Origin of the sequence: Cupriavidus pauculus (genome assembly GCF_003854935.1) — a bacterium.
GTDB lineage: Bacteria > Pseudomonadota > Gammaproteobacteria > Burkholderiales > Burkholderiaceae > Cupriavidus > Cupriavidus pauculus_C.
Map to the genome: position 1 here is coordinate 702574 of NZ_CP033970.1, position 25566 is coordinate 728139.

At 70.6% G+C, this 25566-nt stretch carries 23 protein-coding genes; 16 read left to right on the plus strand and 7 right to left on the minus strand.

All coding sequences use genetic code 11. The annotated features are described in order from the left end of the window. The first annotated feature begins 125 nt into the window (after nt 1-125). The gene (locus EHF44_RS21210; RefSeq protein ID WP_124685679.1) at nt 126-680 is read left to right on the plus strand and encodes a host attachment protein; all 555 of its coding nucleotides are present in this window, start codon (nt 126-128) and stop codon (nt 678-680) included. 29 nt (nt 681-709) lie between these two features. Here EHF44_RS21210 and EHF44_RS21215 read toward each other — a convergent pair whose 3' ends face one another. Next, nucleotides 710-1162, minus strand: a complete 453-nt coding sequence (locus EHF44_RS21215) for a carboxymuconolactone decarboxylase family protein (protein ID WP_216644010.1) — start codon at nt 1160-1162, stop codon at nt 710-712. Between the two features lie 138 nt (nt 1163-1300). Here EHF44_RS21215 and EHF44_RS21220 point away from each other — a divergent pair, with 138 nt between their 5' ends. The 4 genes from EHF44_RS21220 to EHF44_RS21235 all read left to right on the plus strand — a co-directional run bounded on the left by EHF44_RS21220 (nt 1301) and on the right by EHF44_RS21235 (nt 5785). Next, nucleotides 1301-2716, plus strand: coding sequence for a PLP-dependent aminotransferase family protein (locus tag EHF44_RS21220; RefSeq protein ID WP_124685681.1), 1416 nt, complete (start codon nt 1301-1303; stop codon nt 2714-2716). Between the two features lie 165 nt (nt 2717-2881). Next, nucleotides 2882-4441 (plus strand): methyl-accepting chemotaxis protein, encoded by a 1560-nt coding sequence (locus EHF44_RS21225; protein WP_124685682.1) that lies wholly within the window; start codon nt 2882-2884, stop codon nt 4439-4441. Between the two features lie 141 nt (nt 4442-4582). Continuing rightward, complete coding sequence (locus tag EHF44_RS21230) at nt 4583-4807, plus strand: hypothetical protein (RefSeq protein WP_124685683.1); 225 nt, start codon at nt 4583-4585, stop codon at nt 4805-4807. A gap of 252 nt (nt 4808-5059) precedes the next feature. After that, a complete protein-coding gene (locus EHF44_RS21235) occupies nt 5060-5785 on the plus strand; it encodes a response regulator transcription factor (RefSeq protein ID WP_124685684.1) in 726 nt (241 codons plus the stop codon). A 27-nt stretch (nt 5786-5812) separates the two neighbouring features. Here EHF44_RS21235 and EHF44_RS21240 read toward each other — a convergent pair whose 3' ends face one another. Genes EHF44_RS21240 through EHF44_RS21250 form a run of 3 tightly spaced genes read right to left on the minus strand, consistent with a single transcriptional unit; the run spans nt 5813 to nt 10534 of the window. Then, complete coding sequence (locus tag EHF44_RS21240) at nt 5813-6958, minus strand: acyl-CoA dehydrogenase family protein (protein WP_124685685.1); 1146 nt, start codon at nt 6956-6958, stop codon at nt 5813-5815. Between the two features lie 45 nt (nt 6959-7003). After that, nucleotides 7004-9139 (minus strand): acetate--CoA ligase family protein, encoded by a 2136-nt coding sequence (locus tag EHF44_RS21245; protein ID WP_124685686.1) that lies wholly within the window; start codon nt 9137-9139, stop codon nt 7004-7006. Nucleotides 9140-9178: 39 nt separating this feature from the next. After that, nucleotides 9179-10534 carry an MmgE/PrpD family protein gene (locus EHF44_RS21250; protein WP_124685687.1) on the minus strand — a complete coding sequence of 452 codons (1356 nt, stop codon included), beginning with the start codon at nt 10532-10534 and terminating at the stop codon, nt 9179-9181. 186 nt (nt 10535-10720) lie between these two features. Here EHF44_RS21250 and EHF44_RS21255 point away from each other — a divergent pair, with 186 nt between their 5' ends. From EHF44_RS21255 to EHF44_RS21275, 5 genes are all read left to right on the plus strand, one after another. After that, a complete protein-coding gene (locus EHF44_RS21255) occupies nt 10721-11632 on the plus strand; it encodes a LysR family transcriptional regulator (protein ID WP_124685688.1) in 912 nt (303 codons plus the stop codon). Nucleotides 11633-11765: 133 nt separating this feature from the next. Further along, on the plus strand, nt 11766-12734 hold the full coding sequence (locus tag EHF44_RS21260) for a Bug family tripartite tricarboxylate transporter substrate binding protein (RefSeq protein WP_124685689.1): 969 nt from the start codon (nt 11766-11768) through the stop codon (nt 12732-12734). A gap of 247 nt (nt 12735-12981) precedes the next feature. Further along, complete coding sequence (locus EHF44_RS21265) at nt 12982-13926, plus strand: Bug family tripartite tricarboxylate transporter substrate binding protein (RefSeq protein WP_253700346.1); 945 nt, start codon at nt 12982-12984, stop codon at nt 13924-13926. Nucleotides 13927-14112: 186 nt separating this feature from the next. Then, a complete protein-coding gene (locus tag EHF44_RS21270; RefSeq protein WP_124685691.1) occupies nt 14113-17934 on the plus strand; it encodes an autotransporter outer membrane beta-barrel domain-containing protein in 3822 nt (1273 codons plus the stop codon). 116 nt (nt 17935-18050) lie between these two features. Beyond that, nucleotides 18051-19547 (plus strand): DUF1254 domain-containing protein, encoded by a 1497-nt coding sequence (locus tag EHF44_RS21275; RefSeq protein ID WP_124685692.1) that lies wholly within the window; start codon nt 18051-18053, stop codon nt 19545-19547. Nucleotides 19548-19573: 26 nt separating this feature from the next. Here the strand turns inward: EHF44_RS21275 and EHF44_RS21280 are convergent, their stop codons facing one another. Continuing rightward, nucleotides 19574-20038, minus strand: a complete 465-nt coding sequence (locus EHF44_RS21280) for a nucleoside deaminase (RefSeq protein WP_124685693.1) — start codon at nt 20036-20038, stop codon at nt 19574-19576. 135 nt (nt 20039-20173) lie between these two features. Here EHF44_RS21280 and EHF44_RS21285 point away from each other — a divergent pair, with 135 nt between their 5' ends. From EHF44_RS21285 to EHF44_RS21295, 3 genes are read left to right on the plus strand one after another with little or no spacing between them, the layout of a single operon-like run. Further along, nucleotides 20174-20710 (plus strand): DUF3016 domain-containing protein, encoded by a 537-nt coding sequence (locus EHF44_RS21285; RefSeq protein WP_124685694.1) that lies wholly within the window; start codon nt 20174-20176, stop codon nt 20708-20710. Between the two features lie 58 nt (nt 20711-20768). Then, a complete protein-coding gene (locus EHF44_RS21290) occupies nt 20769-21191 on the plus strand; it encodes a cupin domain-containing protein (RefSeq protein WP_124685695.1) in 423 nt (140 codons plus the stop codon). An 8-nt stretch (nt 21192-21199) separates the two neighbouring features. Then, on the plus strand, nt 21200-21562 hold the full coding sequence (locus tag EHF44_RS21295) for a hypothetical protein (protein ID WP_124685696.1): 363 nt from the start codon (nt 21200-21202) through the stop codon (nt 21560-21562). Between the two features lie 18 nt (nt 21563-21580). Here EHF44_RS21295 and EHF44_RS21300 read toward each other — a convergent pair whose 3' ends face one another. Continuing rightward, the gene (locus tag EHF44_RS21300) at nt 21581-22345 is read right to left on the minus strand and encodes a sulfite exporter TauE/SafE family protein (protein WP_124685697.1); all 765 of its coding nucleotides are present in this window, start codon (nt 22343-22345) and stop codon (nt 21581-21583) included. A 90-nt stretch (nt 22346-22435) separates the two neighbouring features. On the opposite strand from EHF44_RS21300, the gene EHF44_RS21305 reads away from it, so the two are divergent. The 3 genes from EHF44_RS21305 (at nt 22436) to EHF44_RS21315 (ending at nt 24893) form a co-directional block, all read left to right on the plus strand. Continuing rightward, nucleotides 22436-23311, plus strand: a complete 876-nt coding sequence (locus EHF44_RS21305) for a LysR family transcriptional regulator (RefSeq protein WP_172966150.1) — start codon at nt 22436-22438, stop codon at nt 23309-23311. A gap of 67 nt (nt 23312-23378) precedes the next feature. Further along, nucleotides 23379-23933: a hypothetical protein gene (locus tag EHF44_RS21310; RefSeq protein WP_124685699.1), complete on the plus strand. Its 555-nt coding sequence runs from the start codon at nt 23379-23381 to the stop codon at nt 23931-23933. A gap of 75 nt (nt 23934-24008) precedes the next feature. Beyond that, complete coding sequence (locus tag EHF44_RS21315; protein ID WP_124685700.1) at nt 24009-24893, plus strand: isocitrate lyase/PEP mutase family protein; 885 nt, start codon at nt 24009-24011, stop codon at nt 24891-24893. A gap of 22 nt (nt 24894-24915) precedes the next feature. Here EHF44_RS21315 and EHF44_RS21320 read toward each other — a convergent pair whose 3' ends face one another. After that, nucleotides 24916-25506, minus strand: coding sequence for a hypothetical protein (locus EHF44_RS21320; protein WP_253700348.1), 591 nt, complete (start codon nt 25504-25506; stop codon nt 24916-24918). Between the last annotated feature and the right edge of the window lie 60 nt (nt 25507-25566).

Consider the following 25566-nt stretch of genomic DNA (forward strand, 5'->3'; position numbering starts at 1 on the left):
GCCCGTCGAAGCTGCAATCGGCGCCGCCGCGACCCGCCGCGCGGGCACTCCGGCGGGCGTGGCGTGGTGTTTGCAAGCCTCTGTCTCCACGGGCCTGATTTGCAGGCCCCAATCGGAGACTTCCCATGAAAACAGTCTGGATACTGGTGGCGGACGAAGGTGTCGCCCGCGTGCTGGCGCCGCAGGGCGACAACGCCCGCCTGGAAGAAGTCGAGAAGGTCACGGACGCCGGCGCCCATGCCGACAATGCCGACCTGCGCCGCGACGCCTACGGCCGCCGTGGGCAGGCCCCGGTGCAGGGCGATGCCGGCCACCCCGGCGCGCACGCGGGCCGCACGGCCACGGTGGTGTCGTCGGCCGGCGAGGACGCCCTGCATCAGGAGGCGCAGCTTTTCTCGCGCCGCGTGGCGAAGCTGCTGGAGGACGCGCGCAACCGGCAACGGTTCGACGAACTGGTCGTGATCGCGCCGCCGCGCTTTCTGGGGCTGCTGCGGCAGGCGCTGCCGGCGTCGGTCAGCGACGCCATCACGCGCGAGATCGGCAAGGACTACTGCCAGCTCGACAACCGCACCCTGCAGCAGCGGCTGGCCGACGATGGCATCGTGCCCGCCCGCCGCGACGCGCGCGTGCCCACCGGCCAGGGCGGCGGCAACGCCATCGACAGCCTGCCGATGCGCTAGGCCGCCATCGTCACCGGCAGCCGGGGTACTCAGCCTTCGGCCGGCTCCGGGCCGCGCCGGAAGCTGATGGCCAGCCGGTTGAACGCGTTCATCAGGCCGATCGCCATCGTCAGGTCGGCCAGTTCCTTCTCGGCAAACACGGCCGCGGCGGCGTCGAAATCCGCCTGCGGCACGTGGGTCTCGGCCACGCGCGTGACCGATTCCGCCCAGCGCAGCGCCGCCTGCTCGCGCGCGCTGAACAGGCTGCCCGCCTCGTGCCAGACCTGCACCAGCGCCAGCTTCTGCGGCGACACGCCCTTCCTGACGAGGTCGCGCGTGTGCATGTCCAGGCAGTACGCGCAGCCGTTGATCTGGCTCACGCGCAGGTAGACCATCTCGACCAGCACGTCTTCAAGCCCCGATTGCATGATGTAGCCGTAGACGCCGCCGAATGCCTTCACGCCGCCCGGCGCCGCCTTGGTGTAGTCCAGTCGCATTGCCAACTCCTGTCTGTCGTGGAAGGCCGGGTCGAGCGCCCGGCCGATGGGTAGAATCATGGCCGCTGGCTGGTACACCGAAAAGCACCAAAATGCGCGCAACCGGCTGTACCAGGCCGATCCCGCACCACCCCGCCCCCGACCATGCCGCCCCCACTTCACCTGCAGCTTGACCGCACGTCCCGCACGTCACTTGCGGAGCAGATCCGCGCCGGTATCGCCGCCGCCATCGAGAGCGGCGTGCTGGCGCCCGGCGCGCGGCTGCCGTCGTGGATGGACCTTGCCACCCAGCTTGGCGTGGCGCGCGGCACGGTCAAGGCCGCCTACGAGCGGCTGGTCGATGCGCAGTTGCTGGTCGCATCGCGCGCCGCCGGCACGCGGGTGGCGGACCAGCCGGCCGCGGTGCCCGGCCCCACCGGCGCGGCGCGGTCCATCGACGCCGACCTGCAGTCCGCGCTGTACCAGCATTTTCTGCCAGGGCCGGCGGTGTTCCAGATGGGCGTGCCGGCGTCCGACTGCTTTCCGGTGTCGCTGGTCGCGCGGCTGCGCGCGCGGGCCGTGCGCGACGAGGTAGAGGCGCCCGCGTCCTACCCCGATCCGCGCGGCGAGCACGCGCTGCGTCGTGAGATCGCGGCCCACGTGGCGCTGTCGCGCGGCATCGACTGCCAGCCGTCGCAGGTCTTCATCGCCGCCGGCTTCACGGGCGCGCTGGGCGTGGCGCTGCGCGTGATCCCGGCGCCGGGCCGCGCGGCCTGGGTCGAGAATCCCGGCTTCCTGCCCAGCCGTACCGCGCTGTCGATCGCCCAGTTCCGGACGGTTGCGGTGCCGGTCGACGAGGACGGGCTGGACGTGGCGCACGGCGAGCGGCTGGCGCCCGACGCCGCCGTGGCGCTCGTGACGCCGGGCCAGCACGCGCCGCTGGGGCCGACGCTGTCGCTCGCACGGCGCATGCAGTTGCTGGACTGGGCGGGCCGGGCCGGCGCGTGGGTCATCGAGGACGACTACCTGGGCGAGTTGCAGCTGCGGCGCCGGGCGGCACCGGCGCTGGCGTCGCTGGACCGCGCCGGCCGCGTGATCCACATCGGCTCGTTCAGCAAGACCATCAGCCCCACGCTGCGGCTTGGCTTTGTGGTCGCGCCGCCGGCGCTGGTCGGCCGCTTCGAGGAGGCCGTGGCCTGCCTGGGATCGGCGCCGGGCCCGGCCGTGCAACTGGCCACCGCCGAATTCATGCGCGACGGCCACTACATGCGCCACCTGCGCCGGATGAAGCGGATCTACGCCCAGCGCAGCCAGACGCTGCTGGCCGCGCTGCAGGCGCGCCAGTTCCACGCCTACGCGGCCGGGCTGGCCGTCGTCGTCCAGTTGCCCGATGGCACCGACGACCGGCGCATCGCCCGCGAAGCCTATGCCTACGGGCTGGCGCCGGCGCCGCTGTCCGGCTTCTACTGCGACCCCGGCACGGCCCGCGCCGGGCTGCTGCTGGGCGCGGCCACGGCCATCGAGCGGCAGGTGCCGAACGCCTGCGACCGGCTGCAGCAGCTGATCCGCAAGTTCGCGTGAGGCATGCGTGGCATGGGGCGGCCGGAAAGCGGCGCCCACGCCACTACCCACGCTATTGGTATCAATCCTCAGTCAAGTTTCCGCTCCGGACGGCCGTTAGCGCCGCTCATAGAGGACGTGCGACCAAACGTCCCGCCGATCAACGAAGCGAAACGGAGGAGTTGGATGCTGCAAAACCTGAGTCTGAGAAAGAAGCTCATGCTGCCCCTGGTGCTGAGCTGGGCCTGCCTGCTGGCCATCACGCTGTGGAACGTCTGGCAGATGCGCGAGCAGCGCCTGGAGGACCGCAAGGTGGCGCTGGAGCAGGTGACCGACGTGGCAAATTCAGTGGTTGCTGAATACGAGGCGCTGGCGCGCGCCGGCAAGCTGAGCAGCGAGGACGCGCAGAAGCAGGCCATCGACCGCGTGCGGGCCATCCGCTTTGGCGCCGACGGCTACTTCACGATCATGCGCTCCGACATGGTCGTGCTGATGCATCCGATCAAGTCCGACCTCAATGGCAAGTTCATGGGCGACATGAAGGACCCGAACGGCGTCTACCTGTTCCGCGACATCGCGCAGATCGGCAAGACCACCGGCAAGGGCTTCATCGAATACCTGTGGCCCAAGCCGGGCGCCGAGGCGCCGCAACCCAAGCTCAGCTACACGCTGAACTTCAAGCCGTGGGACTGGGACTTCATCGCCGGCCTGTACCTCGACGACATCCACGCCGAATTCCGCGCCGCGCTCTGGAAGGCGCTGGGCTGGCTGGTGGCCGTGGGCGCGCTGATGAGCGTGGTGATGGTGCGGGTGTCGATGAGCCTGCAGAAGCAGCTTGGCGGCGAACCGGCGCTGACGTCGCACATTGCCGCGCGCATCGCCGAGGGCGACCTCGCCACGCAGGTCGAGACCGCGCCGCACGACCGCGACAGCGTGCTGTACAACATGCAGCAGATGCAGGCGCGGCTGACCGGCGCCATCGGCCAGATCCGCGGCTCCGCCGACGCCATCGCCGGGGCGGCGCGCCAGATCTCGGCCGGCAACGTCGACCTGTCGCGCCGCAGCGAGGAACAGGCGGCGTCGCTGGAACAGACCGCCGCGAGCATGGAGGAACTGACCAGCACCGTGCGCCAGAGCGCCGATAACGCGCGCCAGGCGGCGCACCTGGCCGAGGGCGCGTCGGATATCGCCGTGCGCGGTGGCGAGATCGTGCACAAGGTCGTGGCGACGATGGGCGAGATCAAGGACGCCTCGGGCAAGGTGGTGGACATCATCGCCGTGATCGAGGGCATCGCCTTCCAGACCAACATCCTGGCCCTGAACGCGGCCGTGGAAGCGGCCCGGGCCGGCGAGCAGGGCCGCGGCTTCGCGGTGGTGGCCGGGGAAGTGCGCAGCCTGGCCCAGCGCAGCGCCACGGCGGCCAAGGAAATCAAGTCGCTGATCGACAACTCGGCCCAGCGCGTGGAAGACGGCGCGACGCTGGTGGAAGGCGCCGGCAAGGCGATGGAAGAGATCGTCGAGGCCGTCAAGCGCGTGACCGACCTGATGGGCGAGATGCGCGCCGCCACCGAGGAACAGACCGGCGGCATCGAGCAGGTCAACCAGGCGGTGTCGCAGATGGACCAGATGGCGCAGCAGAACGCCGCGCTGGTGGAGCAGGCCACGGCCGCCGCCGCGTCGCTGGAGGACCAGGCCGACGCGCTGCACCGCGCCGTGGGCCAGTTCCGGCTGGCCGGGGCGCTGTAACCCGCCCGGCTTCGCGCTGGTATCAGAGGCCCGCAGCGATGCGGGCCTTTTTGCGTTCCGGCGGCAAACCTTGGTCTGAACCTTGCTGCGCCAAGCACATCCGGTTACCCATGTCTTATTCAGCAGCCAAAGGAGTCCAAGATGAATACGCCCCGGGACAATGCCCCGCAAAACACCCCCGCCGAAAACGACGCGAACAAGGCGAGCGAAAACCAGACAGTCGAAATCAAGGTGTCCGGCGACGGTAATGGACTCGTCGACGACGAAACCTCCGGCCACGTGCTCAAACCCGAGCACCCCGCGCCCGGCAAGACGCCGAACGAGCGCCTGGCGGGCGAAGGCGACGCGGACGCGACCAGCCAGTAAATGCCGCGGCGATTATCCGAATACCCCCCAACGGCGGGGCATGCATACATTTCGACTTAACCCCACCTTAATCTGGCAATCGGAAAAAAGGTAAATATTGCAGCACGTGCGGCGCCCAATGTTACGTAACACGTAACGGGCGCCGGTCAGGTTTTCACGGCGCCATGCGGGTTGTGGCGCGATTTTCATTCTGGAACGGTTTTTGCGCTGCTCCTTTTTCAAACACAAAATCAGAAACAAGGGGAGCTTCAGATGAAGGCTGCGGTTCTAGAGTCCAGGCCGCTGATCGGCCTTGGCATCCAGCAGGTATTGCACCGGATCGCGGACGTCCACGACGCCAGCGTGGTCTCGCCTGCGCTGTCGCCATCGCCATCGCGCGCCCATTCCCTGCGGGGTATCGAGTTGCTGATCGTCGGCGACCTGTTCCAGGGGTACGACGCCGCCACGCTCGAACTGCTGGGCACCGCCGACGCCGTCCGGGGCGTGCTGTACCTGGGCTCCAGCGGCACGGTCCAGTGGACGCCCCCGCGCACGGTGTCGCCGCTGCTATCGTGGCTGCCGGAGAACGCCCCGGCCGACGACATCGAGCAGACCATGCGCCGGATCATCGGCGCCATGCGCACCGGCGGCACGGAGCCCGGCCGCGAAGCCGCGCCGTCCGACGATGGGGTTGCCGTGGTCCTGCCGATGGTGCCCGCGCGCAATGTCGGCCAGGGCTTGCCCGCGTTTGCCGCCGAGGCCCAGTTGCTGAACCTGACGCAGCGCCAGTACGACGTGCTCGTGCTGCTGTCCAAGGGCATGTCGATCAAGCTGATCAGCCGCCGGCTGGACATTTCGGTGCCAACGGTCAAGAGCCACACGCTGCAGATCTACCGCCGGCTGGCGGCCCGCAGCAAGACCGAGGCCGTGTTCCGCGCGCGCGAGAAAGGCGCCATGCTGAGCGTGCCGTCGGCCGCCGTGACAGCCGAGGCGGCCTGATCCCGGCGCCCCCGGCACACCCGGCGCTCAGGGCCGCTGCGAGAACGTCCGCTCGAAGACCGCCTCGGCAATGCGGTTCTTGAGGATCTCGATCGAGCCGCCGGCGATCATCCAGCCCCGGCAGCGCCGCTGGCAGTACTCGACCAGTTCCTCCTGGCTGTAGCCCATGCCGCCCATCACCTGCAGCGCCTCGTTGGCGATGTCGAAGCCGGCCTGGTTGCAGAACGCCTTGGCGATGGCCGTTTCCTCGGCCGACGGCAGGCCGCTGTCGGCATTGCTGGCCGCCCGGTACAGCAGCAGCTGGCCGGCATCGAGCTTCATCTTCATCTCGGCGAACTTCCACTGCAGCCCCTGGAATTCGCACAGCAGGCGCCCGAACTGCTTGCGCTGCAGCGCCCACTGGCGCGCCACCTCGTACGCATAGCGGCCCAGCGCCAGCGAGCGCGCGGTGTTGCCCATGCGCTCGACGTTGAAGCCGGCAATCTGCTTCTTGAAGCCGCCCTCGCCCAGCAGCACGTCCTGCGGCGCCACGTAGACGTCCTCGAAGTAGATCTGCGCCCATTCCTCGCCCGACATGAAGCGCGACTTCTGGCCGATGCGCACGCCCGGCGCCTTCGTGTCGATCAGCACCGAGCCGATGCCGCCCACGCCGGGGCCGAATCGCACGTACGCCAGGATCACGTCGGCATGGGGCCCATGCGTGGTGAAGATCTTGGTGCCGTTGATGCGGAAGCCCTCGCCGTCGGGCGTGGCGCTGGTCTTCAGCTCGGTCACGGCCGATCCGGCCTCGGGCTCGGTCATGCCGACCGAGATCAGCGTCTCGCCGCGCAGCAGCGGCGCCAGCCACTTGTCCTTCTGCGCCGGCGATCCGTACTCGGCCAGCACGCGGATCGCGCCGAAGTTGCCGGCCTGCACCACGTCCGCGCTGCGCGGGCAGTGGGCCGCCACGGCCTGGATGGCGATCACGGCGTCCATCAGCGTGCCGCCCTGGCCGCCGTCGGCCTCGGCAATCGTGATGCCGAGCAGGCCCTGCTCGGCCATCTTCTTCGCCACGTCCCAAGGGTAGGCGTCGGTATGGGCGCGCTCGCGGGCGCCGGGGCGCAGTGCCTTTTCGGCAAAGCGGCTCACGGCGTCCTGGAATTCCTGCTGTTCGGGGGTGAGCTTGAAATGCATGGTGTCTCCGGTGAGGCTGGGTATGGGGATGGCTGCGCGTGCCGGTCAGTCGGCCAGGCGCAGCACGCAGTCGACGCCGACCACGCCGTCGGCGCGCACGAACAGCGGGTTGATCTCGGCCTCGGCCACGGTGGCGCCGTCCAGTGCCGCCAGGCGAGAGAAGCGGACGATGGCATCGGCCAGCGCGTCGACGTCGCCGCGCGGCAGGCCACGGAAGCCGCGCACGATGCGCGTGGATCGCACTTCGTCGATCATCTGCCGCGCGTCGGCCAGGCTGACGGGCGCCGGCCGCAGGCTGACGTCCCGATGCAGCTCGGCCGTGATGCCGCCGGCGCCGAGCACGACGATGGGCCCCACCAGCGGGTCCAGCCGATAGCCGAGCATCAGCTCCAGCAGCCGGTCCTCCATGCGCTGGACGAGGATGCCGTCGACGCGGGCAGCCGGCGCGTGGGCGCGCGCGTTGGCCATCAGGCGCTGTACGGCGGCGGCCAGTTCGGCGTTGTCGCGCACGCCCACCTGCACGCCGCCGATCTCGGTCTTGTGCAGGATGTCGCGCGAGCAAACCTTGGCGACCACCGGATACGGCACCGCGTGGGCCGGCGACGCCGGATCGACCAGCGCCGCCGGCGCCACGGGCACGCCCAGCGCCGCGAACACGGCGGCGGCCTCGATTTCGCTGAGGTCGCCCTGCGTCGGCAGCCCGGCCGGCCACGCCAGCGGCGGCAGCGGCGCATCGGGCGCCCCCTGGCCCGCCCGGGCCGCGCGAAACAGGCAGGCCAGCGCATCGGCGCAGCTTTCGGGCGTGCGGAACGCGGGCACGCCGGCGTCCTGCAACACCTGCAGCGACTGCGTGGCTTCCGGCGACAGGAACGCCAGCAGCGGCTTGCCGCCCACCGCCGACGCCTCGACGATGGGCCTGACCGCAAGCTGCGGATGAAACTGCGCCGACGACCCGGCCACGCACAGCACGGCATCGCACCAGTCGCCCTGCAGCATCTGCTCCACCAGGTCGCGGTACTGCGCGCCGGTGGCGGCCAGCGTCAGGTCGATGATCGGCGTCTGCCGGATCTTCACGCCGCGCGCCGCCATGTGTGCGATGAAGGCGTCGGGCGGCGCCACGGCTTCGACTCCGGACAGGCCCAGGCGGTCCACCACCGTGGCCGCCCCGCCGCCGGTCGTCGTCACCACGGCCACGCGCGGGGCGCGGTCCAGCGCGGGCACCGTGCGCGCGTAGCGGCTGGCCAGCGGCGCCGCCTCGAACAGTGTTTCCAGCAGCTCCACGCGCATCGCGCCATGCTGGCGCAGAAAGGCGTCCACGGCCGCGTCGTTGCCGGCCAGCGCGCCCGTGTGCGACTGGGCCAGCGCCTCGCCCTGCGCCGAGCGCCCGAGCTTGTAGACCAGCACCGGCTTGCCGGCGGCCCTGGCGCGGCGCAGCGCCGGACCCAGCACCGCCGCGTCGCGGATCGTTTCCAGGAACAACAGGATGACCTCGGTGGCAGCGTCGTCGACCAGCAGGTCCACCAGCTCGCCCACGCCGATATCGCATTCGTTGCCCACCGACACGAGCTTGGCAAAGCCCATGCCGCGCGCCGCGCCGCGCGACAGCAGCGCGCCCAGCATCGACCCGCTCTGCGACACCACGCTGACGGGGCCGGCATGCAGCGCGTCCATCTCCAGCACCGCGTTGACGGACAGCACCGCGCCGCTATGGATGTCGACCACGCCGATGCTGTTCGGCCCCAGCACGCGCACGCCCAGCGCGCGCGCCTGCTCGGCCAGCGCCTGCTGCGCCGCCATGCCGGCCTGGCCCAGTTCCGCAAAGCCATCGGAGAAGATGGTCACCACGCGCGCGCCCTGCGCGGCGCTCTGCGCCAGCGCCTCGGCCACGTGGGCGCCGGGCACCATCACGAACGCGTGGTCGATCGGCTCGGGCAGCGCCGCCACGCTCGGGTACGCGGCCAGCCCCATCACCTCGCTCCGGCCGGCGTTGACCGGCAGGATGCGGCCCTGGAAGCCGTGCTTGCGCATGAAGCGCAACGGCCGGGCCGTGTTCTTCTTCTCGTCGGCCGATGCCCCCACCAGCGCCACGGCCTGCGGCGCGAACAGCGCGCGCGCCAGGTCCTTGCCCGTGGCGGCCACGGCGGGCGCGCCGGCCACGATTTCCTTGTCGACTCTCGTCATGACTCTTCCGTCTGCTTCGGTATCAATGAGGGGATGGCTTCAGCGCGCGCGCAGCGCACCGAGCCCCAGCGCGCGCACCGGGCGCGCGTCGAGCTGCCACAGCGCGTCCAGCAGGCTGGCGGCGCGGATCGTGCCCAGCACGGGGCCGGCCAGCTCCATGAACTTGTCCGCCAGCGTCGCGTCGTCGAGCGGCGCTTCGGGATCGCCGCGCCGGTAGGGCGCGAAGTGCTCGTGGCGGCGGCCGTCGGCCAACTCGATCGCCACGCGCGCGGCGCGCTGGCGCGGAAAGGCGGCGGTCAGCGCGGGATCGGCGGTCAGCGTGATGCGCTGCATCAGCGCGCGGATGGCGGGATCGGCCAGGCGCGCGGGGCTGAACGCATCGAGCCGCACCGCGCCGTGCAGGATGCCGTGCGCCACCACGTAGGGCAGGCTGAAGCGCGCCTCGAACGGCGTGGCCGGATGGAAGTTGCCGGTGACGTCCAGCGCCACCTGGTACGCCTGCACGTGCACGGCGGCAATGCGCGACGGATCGAGATCGTGGTCGCGCACGAGCTGCATGGTGGCGTCGATGGCGGCGAACGTGTGGCCGCAGCAGCCGTGGTTCTTCTGCGTGATGCGCGTGACGTGGAAGTCGCTGCCCAGGCCGTCGGTGACGCGCGACCAGTCCGGACTGCCGCCCAGCGCCGCGCCAAAGCCGGCGTCGCCTTCCAGGATGTCGCGCACGCCGGTCACGCCATGCGCGGCGCCCTGCGCGGCCAGCACGCCGGTCTGGGCCGCATGGCCCGCGTGCAGCGCCTTGGTCATCGCATCGGAGCGGAAGGCCTGCTGCAGCCCGGAGGCAAACGTGGTGGCCGTGGCCATCGCATGGCCGGCCACGCCGGCATCGCCCGGCGCCAGCAGCAGCGCGCCGGCCGCCGCGGCACCGATGCAGCCGACCGTGCCGGTGGTATGGAAGTAGCGGTAGTGCGCGGGCTGGATCGCCGTGCCGATGCGCGTGGAGACCTCGTAGCCGGCCACCACGGCGCGCAGCAGGTCGGTGCCGCTGGCGTCGCACTGCTCGGCCACGGCCAGCGCGGCGGCGATGGTCGGGCAGCCCGGGTGATAGACCGCGTCGCGGTAGATGTCGTCGAACTCGGCCGCGTGCGACACGCTGCCGTTGATCCACGCGGCCAGCGCCGGGAAGGCCGTGGTGCCGTGGCCCAGCACGGTACTGTGTCCCACGCCCAGTTCGGCGCGATGGGCCTTCATCAGTTGCTGGCCCGGCGCCATCGGCACGCCGGCCAGCAGCGCGGCAAACCAGTCGATCACCACGCGCCGGGCGTGGTGCTGTACGTCGTCGGGCAGCGGCGCATGGGCCTGGCTGCCGACATAGTCGGCAAATCGGTCGATCAGCATGCCGGGGGTCTCCGGTGGTCTCCTCTGGAATGCCTCCATCGTACGAACCGCCACCGGCCCAGCTTTGACATTTGGTGAAAGCTCCCGAGCCCGGCCGCGTATCCGGCCCGGCCCGGGCTGGTGCATACTCGGCGCACGCCGTTTTGCGCGCAGCTTTTCCTTCCGGAGCACGCCCGACCCATGGACATGGACATTCCTTCGCTTGCCATCCTGATTGCCGCCGTGGAAGAGAAGAGCCTGTCACGTGCGGCCGAGCGCGAGAACCTGGTCACCTCCGCCGCCAGCAAGCGGATTGCCGAGCTGGAACGGCGCGCGGGCACGGCGCTGCTGCGCCGCCACGGGCGCGGCGTGGAGCCCACGCCGGCCGGCGCCATGCTCTACCAGCGCGCCAAGGCCATCGTGCGCAGCGTGCAGCTTGCGCAGGACGCGCTGGCGGCCTACTCGCTCGACGGCATCGCCAAGATCCGGCTGGCGTCCAACCGGTCGACCATCCTGCAGTTCCTGCCGGCCGACATCAGCGGCTTCCTGAAGCACGACCCCGAGGCCCGCATCGACTTGGTGGAAGCGTTCAGCTTCGACATCCCGCGCATGGTCTCCAACGGCGACGCCGACATCGGCATCTACCACGCGCGCAGCCCCAGCCCCGGCGTGCACTCGCTGCCATACCGCCAGGACCGCGTGGGGCTGGTGGTGCCGCGCGGGCATCCGCTGGAGGCGCGCGGTGCGCTGCATCTGGAAGAGGCGCTGGACTACGACTTCCTGGGCTACTTTCCGCGCCACACGTTCGACGCGTTCCTGACGCTGGTGTCCGGAACGATCTCGCGCCCGCTAACCGTCAAGACGCAGGTGTCGAACTTCGAGGCGCGCTGCCGCATGGTGCGCGAGGGCCTGGGCCTGGCCGTGGTGCCCGAGGGCATCGCCCGCAACTACCTGCAGATGATGGGCCTGTCGCTGCTGACGCTGAAGGACGACTGGGCCGAGCGCGCGTTCTATGTCTGCGTGCGCGACCGCGACAGCCTGCCATCGGCCGTGGGCCGGCTGCTGGAATACCTGAGCCGCTGCGCCGCGATGGAGCAGCATTTCCTGAAGCCCAGGTAGGCGCGCCCCCGCCGCACGGCAAGAACGCAGCGTTTCTGTTTCGTCAAAGCTCGGCGCCGCCGTCTTTCTAAGATGGTCCCAGGGCTACCGCGCCAGCGGCAGGCCCCATGACAAGAGACACACGGAGACAGCGATGAAAGACTTCCTGCGGCGCTCGGCCGCCGGCGTACTGCTTTTTTGCGCCGCGACAGCCCATGCCCAGCAACCGTACCCGTCGAAGCCGATCCGCGTGGTCGTGGCGTTCACGGCCGGCGGCACCACCGACATCCTGGCGCGCGAGGTGGCGCAGCAGATGGGCAAGGCGCTGGGCCAGAGCGTGGTGGTGGAAAACCGCCCCGGCGCCGGCGGCAACATCGGCACGGACTTCGTCGGCCGCAGCGACCCCGACGGCTACACACTACTGGCCACGTCGGTGGGCCCCGTGGCGATCAACCCCACGCTGTACAGCCGCCTCAAGGTCAACCCGCAGACCGACCTGCAGGCCGTGGCGCCCATCGCCGACGTGCCCAACGTGATGGTCGTCAGCCCCGGCGTGCCGGCCAAGACCGTGCAGGAGTTCATCGCCTACGCCAAGGCGCACCCGAACCAGCTCAACTTCAGCTCCACCGGCGTGGGCACGGCCGCGCACCTGTCCGGCGTGCTGTTCAACGAGAGCGCGGGCACCAAGACGACCCACGTGCCGTACAAGGGCGCCGACGCGCTGAACGACCTGCTGGCCGGCCGCGTGCAGTTCATGTTCGCGACTGTGCCGTCGGTGATCTCGCATATCCGCGGCGGGCAACTGCGCGCGCTGGCCGTGACGTCGCGCAAGCGGTCGAGCGCGCTGCCCGACGTGCCGACGATGGCCGAGGCCGGCGTGCGCAACGTGGTGACGGGCGCGTGGTTCGGCCTGTTCGCGCCGAAGGGCACGCCGCCGGAGATCGTCGCCAGGCTGAACCGCACGGTGACCGACGCGCTGTCGCAGCCCGAGATGCGCAGCAAGCTCGCGCAGCAGGGCGCGGAGGCGATGAGCCTGACGCCCGACGCGTTCGGCAAGTTCGTCGTGGCCGAGTACCAGGCGTGGAAGCCCGTGGTGGTCAGCTCGGGCGCGCGCATCGACTGACCGGCACCCGTCGCGCCATGCCGGCCTGCCCTGCAGCATGGCCGGCCCGCGCCGGTGCGGCTATCGCACATTGCATCGCACAACCGGGGGCTGACCCTGACGCCGGCCGCCCGGTTCCTCGCCGATAATCGCCCGGCCGGCGCCGTCCGGCCGAGAGCCTCGGGGCGCCGCCACCGGGTGCGAGCAGAACGTCAGTGAAGGAGATGTAGTGCGTATCAAGCGTCAAGCCGCGCGTGCCGCGTGCGGGATGGCCGTTGCCATCGCCACCCTGTCCACCCCGTCCGCCTTTGCCGCGGACGCCTGGCCCAGCAAGCCGATCAAGGTCATCGTGCCGTACACGCCGGGCGGGTCTACCGACACCGTGTCGCGCGTGGTGTTCGAGCGCGTGTCCCAGAGCCTGGGCCAGCCGATCATCATCGAGAACAAGCCCGGCGCCAACAGCACGCTGGGCGTGGGCGTGGCCGCGCGCTCGGCGCCGGACGGCTACACGTTCGTGTCGGTGCTGGCCGCGTACAGCGCCAACATGTCGCTGTACTCCAAGCTCAGCTACAAGCCGTCGGACCTGACGCCGGTGGCGGAAATGGCAGAACTGCCGCTGTTCCTGTTTGCCAGCAAGAAGGTGCCCGCCAGGAGCGTCGGCGAGCTGGTCGACTACGGCCGCAAGCATCCGGACGCGCTGACGTTCGGCTCCAGCGGCGTCGGCAGCTCGGCGCACCTGACCGGCGAGCGGCTGGCGATGGAATCGAAAGTCCGCATGACGCATGTGCCGTACAACGGCAGCGCGCCGATCCTGCCCGCGCTGGTGGCCGGCGAGGTCTCCGTGGCGTTCGACCCGCTGCTGGTGCCGATGCCGCACGTGAAGTCCGGCAAGATCAACGTGCTGGCCGTGGCATCCGCCAAGCGCTGGCCCGGCGAGCCCAACATCCCGACCATGGAGGAGTCCGGCTTTCCCGGCTTCATCATGAGTTCGTGGACCGGCCTGCTGGCCCCGGCCGGCACGCCGCAGCCGGTGGTCGACCGCATGGCGAAGGAGATCGCGGCCGCCACGCGCAGCCCCGACGTGGCGAAGAAGCTGACCGAGCTGGGCTTCATCCCGGTGGGCAGCACGCCCGACGAGTTCCGCAAGCTGATCGAGCGCGACACCACGCGCTACGCGCAGATCGTGAAGGCCGGCAAGATCACGCTCGACTGAACGGCAGCCGGCCCGGACGGGCGGGCCGTTTCCACCGGAAGCCGGCCCGCCCGCACCTTCACTGCGCAGTCAGAGATTTTGATACTTCTAACAAATCTCTTCAGACGCAATCAAAAAAGATCCAATTACGGAAGGTGACGCGACCGCCAACAATGCAGTGACGATGGTTCCCCGGCGAACGATGTCATGGGCCTGGCTGCGTCTGCTTCTTACCCACCCTTCCGCAACGATGGCCCGGAGCCGGACGCGCCCACGCCGCGCGTGACGCTGGGCGCCGCCGCGCTGGTGGCGCTGTCCGTGCATGCCACGCCGGCCGCCGCCCAGGCCACGGCGCGCTGCGGCAGCGACATCTCGGGCAGCTTTCCGACCGGCGTGCTGTGCCAGCCGGCCATCGGCACGGCGGCCGTGCTGGGCACGCTGCCAGGCGCCACGTTCGGCGGCAGTACCGCCTCCAGCCTGCGGGCATTCGGCCGGCAGGCCAGCGCGTCGGTGACCGTGGACGGCGCGACGATCACGAACAGCGCCACGGTCAGCAACGCCCATGGGGTCCAGGCCCAGGTCACGGGCGCGCCGGGCGACGCCACGGTGACGTTCTCCGGCGGTGCCACCGGCATCACGCTGACCGGCGCGACTGCGCTGGACGGCGCCAACGCGCTCAACAACACGGGGGGCGCGGCATCGATCTCGGTGACGGCCGGCACGGCGCTCCAGATCACCAACCTCGTCAACGGCAACGACCATGACGGGCTGGACGCCAACAACACCGGCGGCGGCAATGCCAGCATCGTGCACAACGGCACGGGCCAGATCTCGGTGGTGGGCGGCAACGGCGTCCATGGCCGCGCAGTGGGCGCCGGCACCATCTCCGCGACGGTAGGCAGCGGCGTGTCGATCATCGTCGACAACACCAACGGCGTGGCGGACCCCGCCGACCCCGGCCTGGAAGCGGGCAAGGCCAACCACGCCGGCATCTGGGCCCGCACCGTCGGCAGCGGCGCGATCACGATCGACAACGGCGCCAGCATCCGGTCCATCGACGAGAACGCGTTCGGCATCCTGGGCTGGGGCGGCACGGGCGCGGTCAGCATCCGCAATACGGGCGCGATCACGACCGACGGCACGGCCGGCAGCGCGCTGCGCGCCGCCGCCACCACCAGCGGCGACATCACCATCGTCAACCGTGGCGCCCTGACGACCACCGGGATACAGGGCCACGGCATCTACGTCAGCGGCGGCGCCACCGACGGCAACATCGCCGTGGAGAACCACGGCACGCTGACCGTGGGCAGCCCCGCCAACGCCGGCGACGCAGAGGGGTCGCGCGCCATCTACGTGATCGCGCGCGGCGCCAGCAACGCCCAGGTCACGGGCTCGGGCGACATCGCCGTGCGCGGCGCGCCGACCTCGGGGCGCGGCTACGGCATCATCATGAGCGCGGTCAACGGCACGTCGACGGTGGACTATTCCGGCAACATCACGGTGGTCGGCAACGGCGCGGGCGCCATCCGCGCCCATTCGAACACCAACGCGACGACGGTGGACTACCACGGGGGCAAGCTCGAAACGTTCAACGCCAACGCCAACGGCATCTACGCCACCAATGATTCAGCCACCGCGCCCGTGACCGTGCGCGCGTCGGGCACCATCGTCACCCATGCCGACAACGGCGGCGGCGACGGCTCCGGCGGCGGCTCGTTCGGCCTGCAGGCCACCACGCTGGGCGGCCCGGTCAGCATCGACTTCCAGGGCGGGCAGATCGACGTCAACGGGTCGGGCGCGGGCATCGTCGCCGGCTCGGGCTTCAGCGGCGGCACCGGCGCGGGCAGCGTCACCGTCCGCAACGCCGGCGCGATCCTCGCGCGCGGCGCCACCCAGCGCGGCATGCGCAGCTTCAGCAGCACCGGCGCGCAGCAGATCACGAACACCGGATCGATCCAGACGCTCGGCGTAGCCGACTCGCAAGGCATCCTGGCCCAGGCGACTGCCGCCGCGGCCATCACCGTGGCCAACAGCGGCGGCATCCAGACCGTCGGCAACAACGCATCCGGCATCGAGGCCACCACGCAGGGCACGGTCGACGTCACCAGCACCGGGCCGATTTCGGCGGGCTGGGGCACCAGCGCCGGCATCCGCGTGGGCGGCGCGGCGCAGGCCGTGCAGAACGGGGCCGGGCTGTCGGCGCTCAGCGACGTGGCGGTGGCGGCCGACAACGGCGCGGCGGGCAGCTTCGTGCTGCGCAACACGGGCGCGATGACGGGCGTGGTCACCGCCGCCACGTCGGCCACGCAGATCGCCAACGCCGGGGCCTGGAACCTGCGACGGTTCATCGACGGCAGCGGCACGGGGGTCCGCGACACCTGGCAGGTGGCGGTGGCCAACCTGGGCACGAGCGGCGCCAACAGCGTCGACAACAGCGGCACGCTGTCGCTGGCGCCGCAGCCAGTCGGCACGGCCGCCACGCGCAGCCCGGCCGACGCCATCGCCACATTCGACGCCACCGGCGCCTACCTGCCGCTCGGCCAGTCGGCCAACGCGCCGGTGCTGGGCGGCGCGGTGCAGGGGCAATTGCTGGGCGTGCGGACGTTCACGAACAGCGGCACCATCGACGTGGCCGGTGGCGGCACGGCCGTCGGCAACGTGCTGTTGATCACCGGCGGGCAGACGCCCGGCGCCGATGGCGGCGGCACATTCGTGTCGAACGGCGGCGCGCTCAAGCTCAACACGGTGCTCAACGAAGGCGGCGCGGCCAGCCGGTCCGACATGCTCGTCGTCGACGCCACCGCCACCGGCCCGGGCGGGCCGACCCGCATCGCCGTGAACAACGTGGGCGGCGCGGGCGCGCTGACCAACGGCGCCGGCATCGCGCTGGTCGAGCTGACCAACAAGGCGCCGTCGGCCAGCGACCCCAACGCGTTCGCGCTGAACGGCCGTGCCGTGGCCGGCGTCTACGAGTACCGCCTGTTTCGCGGCGACCAGGCCGGCGCCAATCGCGACGTCTGGTACCTGCGCTCCGAGCGCAGCCCCGAGCCCACGCCAAACCCGCAGGCACTGTACCGGCCCGAGGTGGCGGCCTACCTGGCCAACCAGCGGCTGGCCGGGCAAATGTTCGTCCACAGCCTGCACGACCGGCTGGGCGAGCCGCAGTACGTGGAAGCGCAGGGCTTCGACCGGGCGGAGGACAAGCCGCGCACGGGCTGGCTGCGCGCCGTGGGCAACTGGCAGGGCAGCCGCAGCAAGGACGGCGTCTACAAGACCAGCACCGACTCGTTCCTGCTGCACGGCGGGCTCGAACTTGCCAAGTGGCACCTGGGCTCGGAGACCGACCGCGCGCACGCCGGGCTGATGGCCAGCTACGGCAACGCCAGCACCGACGCGGACGCCGCCGGCAACGCGTTCCACGCGCGCGGCAAGGTGGAAGGCTGGAGCGTCGGCGCGTACGGCACGTGGTACCAGAACGACGAAAACCGGCTGGGCGCCTACGTCGACACGTGGTTCCAGTACGGCTGGTTCACCAACCGCGTGGAGGGCGACCTGCTGCCCTCGGTGCGCTACCACGCGCAGGGGCTGGCGCTGTCGGGCGAGGCGGGCTACGCGGTGCCGCTGCGCGACCGCTGGGTGGTGGAGCCGCAGGCGCAATTGATCTACGTCGACTATAACGAGGACGATGTCACCGAGCCCAACGGCACGCGCGTGAACGGCGCCGACAGCTCGGGCGTCATCACCCGGCTCGGCGTGCGCACGCACCGCACCTACGACCGCGCCGACGGCCGCAAGTACCAGCCGTACCTGACCGTGAACTGGTGGTACAGCGACACGGACAGCAACATCGCCTTCAACCAGATCCCGGTGGGCACCCTCTATCCCCACAACCGGATGGAGCTGAAGCTGGGTCTGAACGCGGACCTGGGCAAGGGCCGCACGGCCTGGGCCAATGTCTCGGGCTCCTGGGGCCAGCAGAACTACTACCAGTACGCGGCCCGCGTCGGCTTCAAGTACACCTGGAAGTAGCCGTCCGGGGCCCCGCCCGAGAAAATTCATATCGTTCGCCGAAAGAAGTGAATGCCGCACCCGGTGCATCGTCGATACCATTTCCGTCGAACCCGGCACAACTGGCGGAGAACACGATGCGACGAGCACTGAAATGGATGGCGGCGGCCCCGCTGGCGATGGCGTTGGCCGGCGCGGCACACGGGCAGTCTTCCCGATACGAGAATCTGGCGGGCACGCCGTTCCAGGGCGGCTACCCGACCCGCCAGGGCATTACCGCGCTGCAGGACGAGCTGTACTTCCAGCGCGCGGTGCAGAGCTACATCTGGGCGCTGCCGGCGCTGAACATGTACGGCATGAAGGAAGGCTCGGAGAAGACGTTCGGCAAGGGCTACAACGTGCTGCCGATCTGGAAGGACCGGCTGAACGCCAAGACGCGGGTCACCACGCCGAACTCGGACGTGATCTACGCCATGGGCTACCTGGACCTCAAGGAGGACGGGCCGATGGTGATCGAGGTGCCGCCGGGCCTGCAGGGCATCCTCGACGACTTCTTCCAGCGGCCGATCTGCACGGAAGGCGAGATCGAAGGCCGCCGCTGGTGCGGCGACGTGGGCCTGCCAGGGCCCGACAAGGGCAAGGGCGGCAAGTACCTGCTGCTGCCGCCCGACTACCGCGGCGAGGTGCCGCCGGGCTACATCACCATGCGCTCGCGCACCTACGGCGTGTTCGTGTTCTGGCGCGGCTTCTTCAAGGACCCGAAGGCGCTGGCCGAGCCGGTGCGCGTGATGGAACAGACGCGCATCTACCCGCTGGGCAAGGAGGCATCGGCGCGGCCGATGCAGTTCCCGAACGCGTCGGGCGTGCCCGTCGACATGCTGTACCCCACCGACGGCTCGGCCTTCGACATGCTGGCCCGCTACATCGCGCACGAGTACGCCGACCCGCAGGACATGGAAATGCGCGGCATGCTGGCCGCGCTGGGCATCCGCAAGGACAAGCCGTTCGCGCCGGACGCGCGGCAGCGGGCGCTGCTGGACAAGGCCGCGCGCACGGCGGCCAAGATGGCGCACGTGGCGTCTTACGAGCCGCAGACCATCGTCGAGAACGGCCTCTGGTACCCGGACCGGCGCTGGCTCAACGTCTTCCCGGGCAACGCCACGTTCACGGCCGAGACGTTCAACTACATCGACCCGCGCACCGGGTTCTTTGCCAACGCCTACTCGGCCAGCCCGGGCATGGCCGTGGAAATGGTGAACGTGGGCGCCAAGTATCCGGCGACGTTCGTCGATGCCGACGGCAAGTTCCTGAGCGGCGGCAACCGCTACAAGCTGACGCTGCCGAAGGACGTGCCGGCCGCGCTGTTCTGGTCCGTCACGATCTATGACTCGCTGAAGGCGACCGGCGTCGACAACGGCCAGCCCTTCCCGTCGATCAACACGATGGACAAGCCCGCGCAGAACGCCGATGGATCGACCGACATCTACTTCGGGCCGACATCGCCGGGCGAGGGCCGCAACTGGCTGCGCACGCTGCCGGGGCAGGGCTACTTCGTGATCCTGCGGCTCTACGGCCCGACCCAGGCGTTCTTCGACAAGGCGTGGAAGCCCAGCGACCTGGTCAGGCAGAAGTAGCGCCGCCGGCGGCGGCGCGGCGGATGTCAGCGCTGCCGCTGCTGCCAGGCCTCGTACAGGTCGGGCTCGCCCTGCTGCCGCACGGGCAGGTACTGGATGGTCATCGACTGCTCGGCGAAGGGCCGGGCCAGGTCGGCGTAGATGGCCGCCGTGGACAGCCCGAACGGCTCGCCATCGTCGTTCGAATAGGCGTAGGCCACCTCGGTCACGCCGGCCAGCCGCATCGCCGCCATGCACATCGGGCACGGGTGGCCGCTGGCGTAGACCGCGCAGCCGGCCAGGCTGGGGCTGCCAAGCTTGTGGCTGGCGGCGCGGATGGCGTTCAGCTCGGCGTGCGACGTCGGGTCCTGGGTCTTGTGGATCTCATTGACGGCCGTGGCGATGACTTGGCCATCGCGGACGATCACGGCGCCGAACGGGCGGCCGCCCGCCTCCATGTTGGCGCGCGCCAGGCGGATGGCTTCCTGCAGATACTGTTGGGCTTGCGTCATGCTCGGTCTCCATCGTGCGAAGGGTCCGATCATAACCGCTGCGCCGTGTACTAAGCTGAAGCAGGCCACGCGCTTCACCGGCTGGAAGCCGTGCCGTGCCAGCGGTGCAGCCGGGCGTTTTCGCGGCGGGGTGCCATGTCTCGCTTTCCCTTGCGCCTTCCCTGGCGCTTCTCCATCCGGCTGGCCGGCGCGCCGCTCGTTGCCATGCTGGCCACCATGGGCGGCGCCCTGGCGGCCGAGCCGCCGAGCGCGCTGACCGTCACGTTCCTGCATCCCGACACGTACCAGGACGCCTCGCGCCACGCCGGCTACGGCAGCGACGCGCAGGTGCTGCAGGCGATCCGCCAGCACCTGCAGAAGCTGGCCGCCCGTGGGCTGCCGCCCGGCTACGCGCTGTCGATCGAGGTGCTGGACATCGACCTGGCCGGCTACGTCGACTGGCGCTACCCAAGCGGCCTGCGCATCGTGCGCGACGCCACGTGGCCGCGCATGACGCTGCGCTACGTGCTGACGCACGGCGACGAGACGCTGGCCACGCGCGAGGAACGCATCCACAACATGCACTTCAACTGGGGCGTCAACCTGTACGGCCCCAGCGACCCGCTGCGCTACGAGAAAGCCATGCTCGACGACTGGTTCGAGCGCGCCATCGCGCGGCGCGTGCAGGGCTAGGCCGGCAGCCGGGCCGCGACTAGACTGGGTAGATCGCCACGCGGACCGGAGCCCTGCCATGGCCGACGCCACCTCCACCGACCCGCCCGTCAGCCATTCGACGCTGGCCTTCGGGCGCCTCTACAGCGACGACGCCGGCGAATCGCATTTCGGCGCGCTGTCGTTCGACATGCACGAGCGCGACTTCGCCCCGCCGGCGCCAGCGTTCCGCGTCTCGCGCCTGGACCCGGCCGAGCGGCAGGGTTTCCTGGTCATCCCCACCGGCTGGGTCGGCCAGTTCCATCCCGCGCCGGTGCGCATGTGGATCTTCGTGCTTGATGGCGAGATGGAGTTCGAGGCATCGGACGGCGAGCGCCGCGCGCTGGTACCGGGCAACGCACTGCTGCTGGAGGACACGCACGGCAAGGGCCACGCCAGCCGCGTGATCGGCGGCAATATCGCCACGCTGGCCATGGTGCAGATGCCGGGGGCCGCCGGTTGAGCGCGCCGATGCCGACGCCGGATGGGCCGCACCCGCCACCGCCTGCGCCGCCGTCCGGCGTCCCGTCGGGCTTCCGGCAGGGCATCATCACGGCCATCACGGTGCTGTTGGGCTTTTCGCTGGCGTTCTGGCGTTTCTGGGGGTTCGAGAGTCCCGGCCACTGGGGCGCCAGCGCGCTGCTGGCCGCGCTGTGCCTGATCGTCGCGGTGGCGCTGCAGATCCTGGCCCTGTTTCGCGCGCTGCGGCTGGAAGACGACAGCATCCCGGAGTACCGCAAGACCGTGCGCTGGTTCATTGCGTCGGCGGTGGCACTGCTGGTGGGGCTGACCATCGCCATGCTGGATGCCGCCATCGCCACGGACGCGGTCTGACCGATCCGGCGGGGGGCGCTACCGGAAAATGCCCGGCCCGTAGGTCTTGACGAAAAACGCCAGCGTGATGCACGACGTGGCCAGCAGCGTGCCGGCCCGCACCACGCGCGGCGGCGTGAGCTTGCCGAGCAGCGCGCCGCCGTAGCCGCCCAGCACGGCGCCGATCAGCATCGCCAGCGTCTCTGGCCAGCGCACGGCTCCCGCCACGATAAAGGCGATCACGGCCACCGCGTTGGCGGCGCTGACCATCAGCGTGCGCGGGGCGTTGAGCCGCTTGATGTCGCGGCTGTCCAGCAGGCCCCACATGGCGATCATCATGATGCCGACGGCCCCGCCGAAATAGCCGCCGTAGACGCCCAGCGCAAACTGCACGGCCAGCACGGCATTGGCGTGGACATGGCAGCGCCTGCGCAGCGCCTCGCCCAGTTGGCGCCCGAACGCCAGCGCCACACAGGCCACCAGCAGCAGCCACGGCAGCACGAACGTGAACGCGGCCGATGGCGTGCGCAACAGCAGCAGCGCCCCGGCCAGCCCGCCGCACAGCGTGGCCACCAGCAGCGCCCGCAGCGACACGGCGCCCACCGGGCCCAGCCCGTCGCGATAGGCCCACGCGCTGGCGAGCCCGCCCGGGAACAGCGCCACGGTGCTGGACGTGTTCGCCTGAACCGGTGGCACCCCGGCGGCGATCATCGCCGGCAGGCTGACGAACGAGCCGCCGCCAGCCAGGGCGTTCATCGCGCCAGCCACAAATCCAGCGCCAAAAACCATCAGTATCGGATCCATGGACGGAATGCTATGCACCGGCGGCCCGGTCCGCAATCTGGCATTTCCGGTGCTAGACTTCGGCGCATCCGAAAGCAGAGGGGCGTTGCGGTGCGTTTCGACCTGACCGACATGCGGCTGTTCCTGAGCGTCGTGGAATGCGGCAGCCTGACCCACGGCGCCCGCGCGATGCACCTTGCGGTGGCGTCCGTCAGCGAGCGCATCGCCGGCATGGAGGCCGCGCTGGGCGCGCCGCTGCTGGAACGCAACCGGCGCGGCGTGCGGCCCACCGCGGCAGGCGAGGCGCTGGTGCGCCACGCGCGCTCGATCCTGGGCCAGGTGGAGCAGATGCGCGGCGAACTGCGCCACTACGCCACGGGCCTCAAGGGCCGCATACGGCTGCTGTCGAATACCGCCGCGCTGGCCGCCTTCCTGCCGCCCCACCTGTGCCGCTTTCTGGCCGCCCATCCGGACCTGTCAGTCGACCTGGGCGAGCGTCCGAGCGCGGAGATCGTCCAGGCGCTGGCCGAGGGCCGCGCCGACCTGGGCATCGTCGCCGACATCACCGATGTCTCGACGCTCCAGACCCACCGCATCGCCCAGGACCAGCTCGTGGTCGTGGCCGGCCACATGCATCCGATTGCCACGCAGGAAACGGTGGCGTTTGCGGACATCGTGGGCGAGCCGATCGTCGGCGTGGCCGACACGGCGCTGGAATCGCACCTGGCCGAGCGCGCCGCGCGGCTGGGGCGCCAGCTGCACTACCGCGTGCAGCTTCGCAACGTCGAGCATGTGGCGATGCTGGTCGACGCCGGCATCGGCATCTCGATCGTTTCCGACGCACTGGCGCAGACCATGCCGCGCGGGCTGGCCATCCTGCCGCTGTCCGAACCCTGGGCGGCCCGCCGCCTCTATCTCTGCGCGCGCGATTTCCAGGCGCTGACGCCCCACGCGCAACTGCTGGCGCGGCAACTGACCGAAGGCTGACCGGCCGCGCTCAAGTCGGGCCCGCGGAAAGCCGTAAAATCCCGGGACATCGTCTGGAAGCAATCCCATGAAGCAAGTATTCCTGCTGGCCCTGGCCTGCCTGGCCGGCGCGGCCCATGCGCAGTCCACCGTGGGCGCCGTCGCGGCGCCGCTGGGGCTGGAGCTGGGCAAGACCCAGTGCGCAAGGCTGACGCCCGGCCCGAACCGCGAGAAGACCGGCAAGACGCCGTGGGCCGGCGGCGACGCCTTCGAGCTGCGCCACCTCGAACGATTCAACCTGCCCGGACTGACGCGCGCGGTCGTCAACTGCGATGCGCAGGACCTGGTGACGCTGGTGACGCTGACCTTCGACCGCACCGCGCTGGACGACGTCACGCACAAGCTCGACGCGCGCTACGAATCGAAACGCAAGACCGACGCCAACGCCCAGAACGCCTACGCCGAGTGGGCGGCCGCCAATGGCACGCTGGAACTGCTGTACGCCCGCGACGGCAAGCAGTTCACCGTGGCGTACTGGGGCAAGGGCGCCAAGGCGCGCTACTTTGCCTATGGCAGCACCCCGGACAAGGCGCCCGCCGCCTCGGCTGCGCCCGCCCCCGCCAAGGTGCCGGCGGCGCTCTAGCCGGTTGCCCGGCAAGGTGTAATCTTCAGCCTGCATCGGGATGCCGCCGGCGTCCCGCCTGACTGGAGAATCCCCATGACTTCCAAAGCCTCCGCCCGCCGGCAGGCGTTCCGGCAGCAGGTGGCGGCGCGCCAGGCGCTGCTGATGCCCGGCGCGTTCAACGCCATGAGCGCGCGCGTGATCGAGGACCTCGGCTTCCAGGCGGTCTACCTGACCGGCGCGGGCGTCACCAACATGTCGTTCGGACTGCCCGACCTGGGCTTCATCGGCTTGAGCGACATCGCCGAGCACACCGCCCGCGTGCGCGACGCCGTGGACCTGCCGCTGCTGGTGGATGCGGACACCGGGTTCGGCAACGCGCTGAACGTGCACCACGCGGTGCGCACGCTGGAACGGGCCGGCGCCGATGCCATCCAGCTCGAAGACCAGGTGATGCCGAAGAAGTGCGGCCACTTTGCCGGCAAGCAGGTCATCGGCACGGGCGAGATGGTCGGCAAGATCCGGGCCGCCACCGACGCGCGCGACGACCCCGACTTCCTGATCGTGGCCCGTACCGATGCGGCGGCCGTGCACGGCATCGACGACGCCATCGACCGGGGCCACCGGTTTGCCGAAGCCGGCGCGGACATCCTGTTCCTGGAGGCCATCGAGGACCTGCGCGACATCGAGCGGCTGCCCGGCCTGTTCGACGTGCCGCTGCTGATCAACATCGTGATCGGCGGCAAGACACCGGTGCAGGGCCGCGACGCGCTGGAGCGGATGGGCTACGGCCTGGTGCTGTACGCCAACGCCGCGTTGCAGGGCGCCGTGCGCGGCATGCAGCAGGCGCTGGACCTGCTGCAGACCCAGGGCCAGATGACCGAGGACCCCGCCATCGTCGCCCCGTTCGGCGAACGCCAGCGGCTGGTGCGCAAGCCGCGCTACGACGAGCTCGACGGCCGCTATCAGAGCGACGACTGACGCGACGACTGACACCAATCGCTCAGACACCTGGATCCACGGCCAGCAGCCACAGCGACGCCACGCCCACGATCACGAGGCTCAGCGCCCAGACCGCGTCGAGGTTGAACCAGCTGCGCGAGACCAGTTGCGGGCCGACGTAGCGCCACGCCAGCCACGCCAGCGCGCCGCCCGCCACGAGCATCGCGGCGGTGTGGATGGCCGCCACCAGCAGCGCGGTGCCGGCGTTGCCGAAGGCCAGCGTGGTGGCCGCCTGGTGCCCGGCATCGGGCGCGGTGCAGAGGCCCAGGTAGATCGGCAGGAGCATCAGCCCGGCACCGTGGGCCAGCGCCACCGCAAACGACCAGAGCATCAGCCGCGACGGCGGGATGCGCGCCAGCACGCGCGGATGCCGGCGCCGGCACAGCAGCACCACGCCGCAGGCCGTCACCAGCACCGCCGCCGTCATGCGGATCGTCGGCGCCCATGCGGCCAGCGCGGCCAGCAGGCCGAACGGCAGCGTGAGCGCGAGCACGGCCACCGCGTGGCCCACGCCAAGGTAGCCCAGCGACACCGGCAACTGCCGGCCACTGCGCGCGAGCATCGCGCCGGAGACGGCCAGCGGCCAGCCCATCGCCGGGTTGATGCCATGGTAGAGGCCGCTCGCCACCACGGCGACCCACAGGCCGACCGG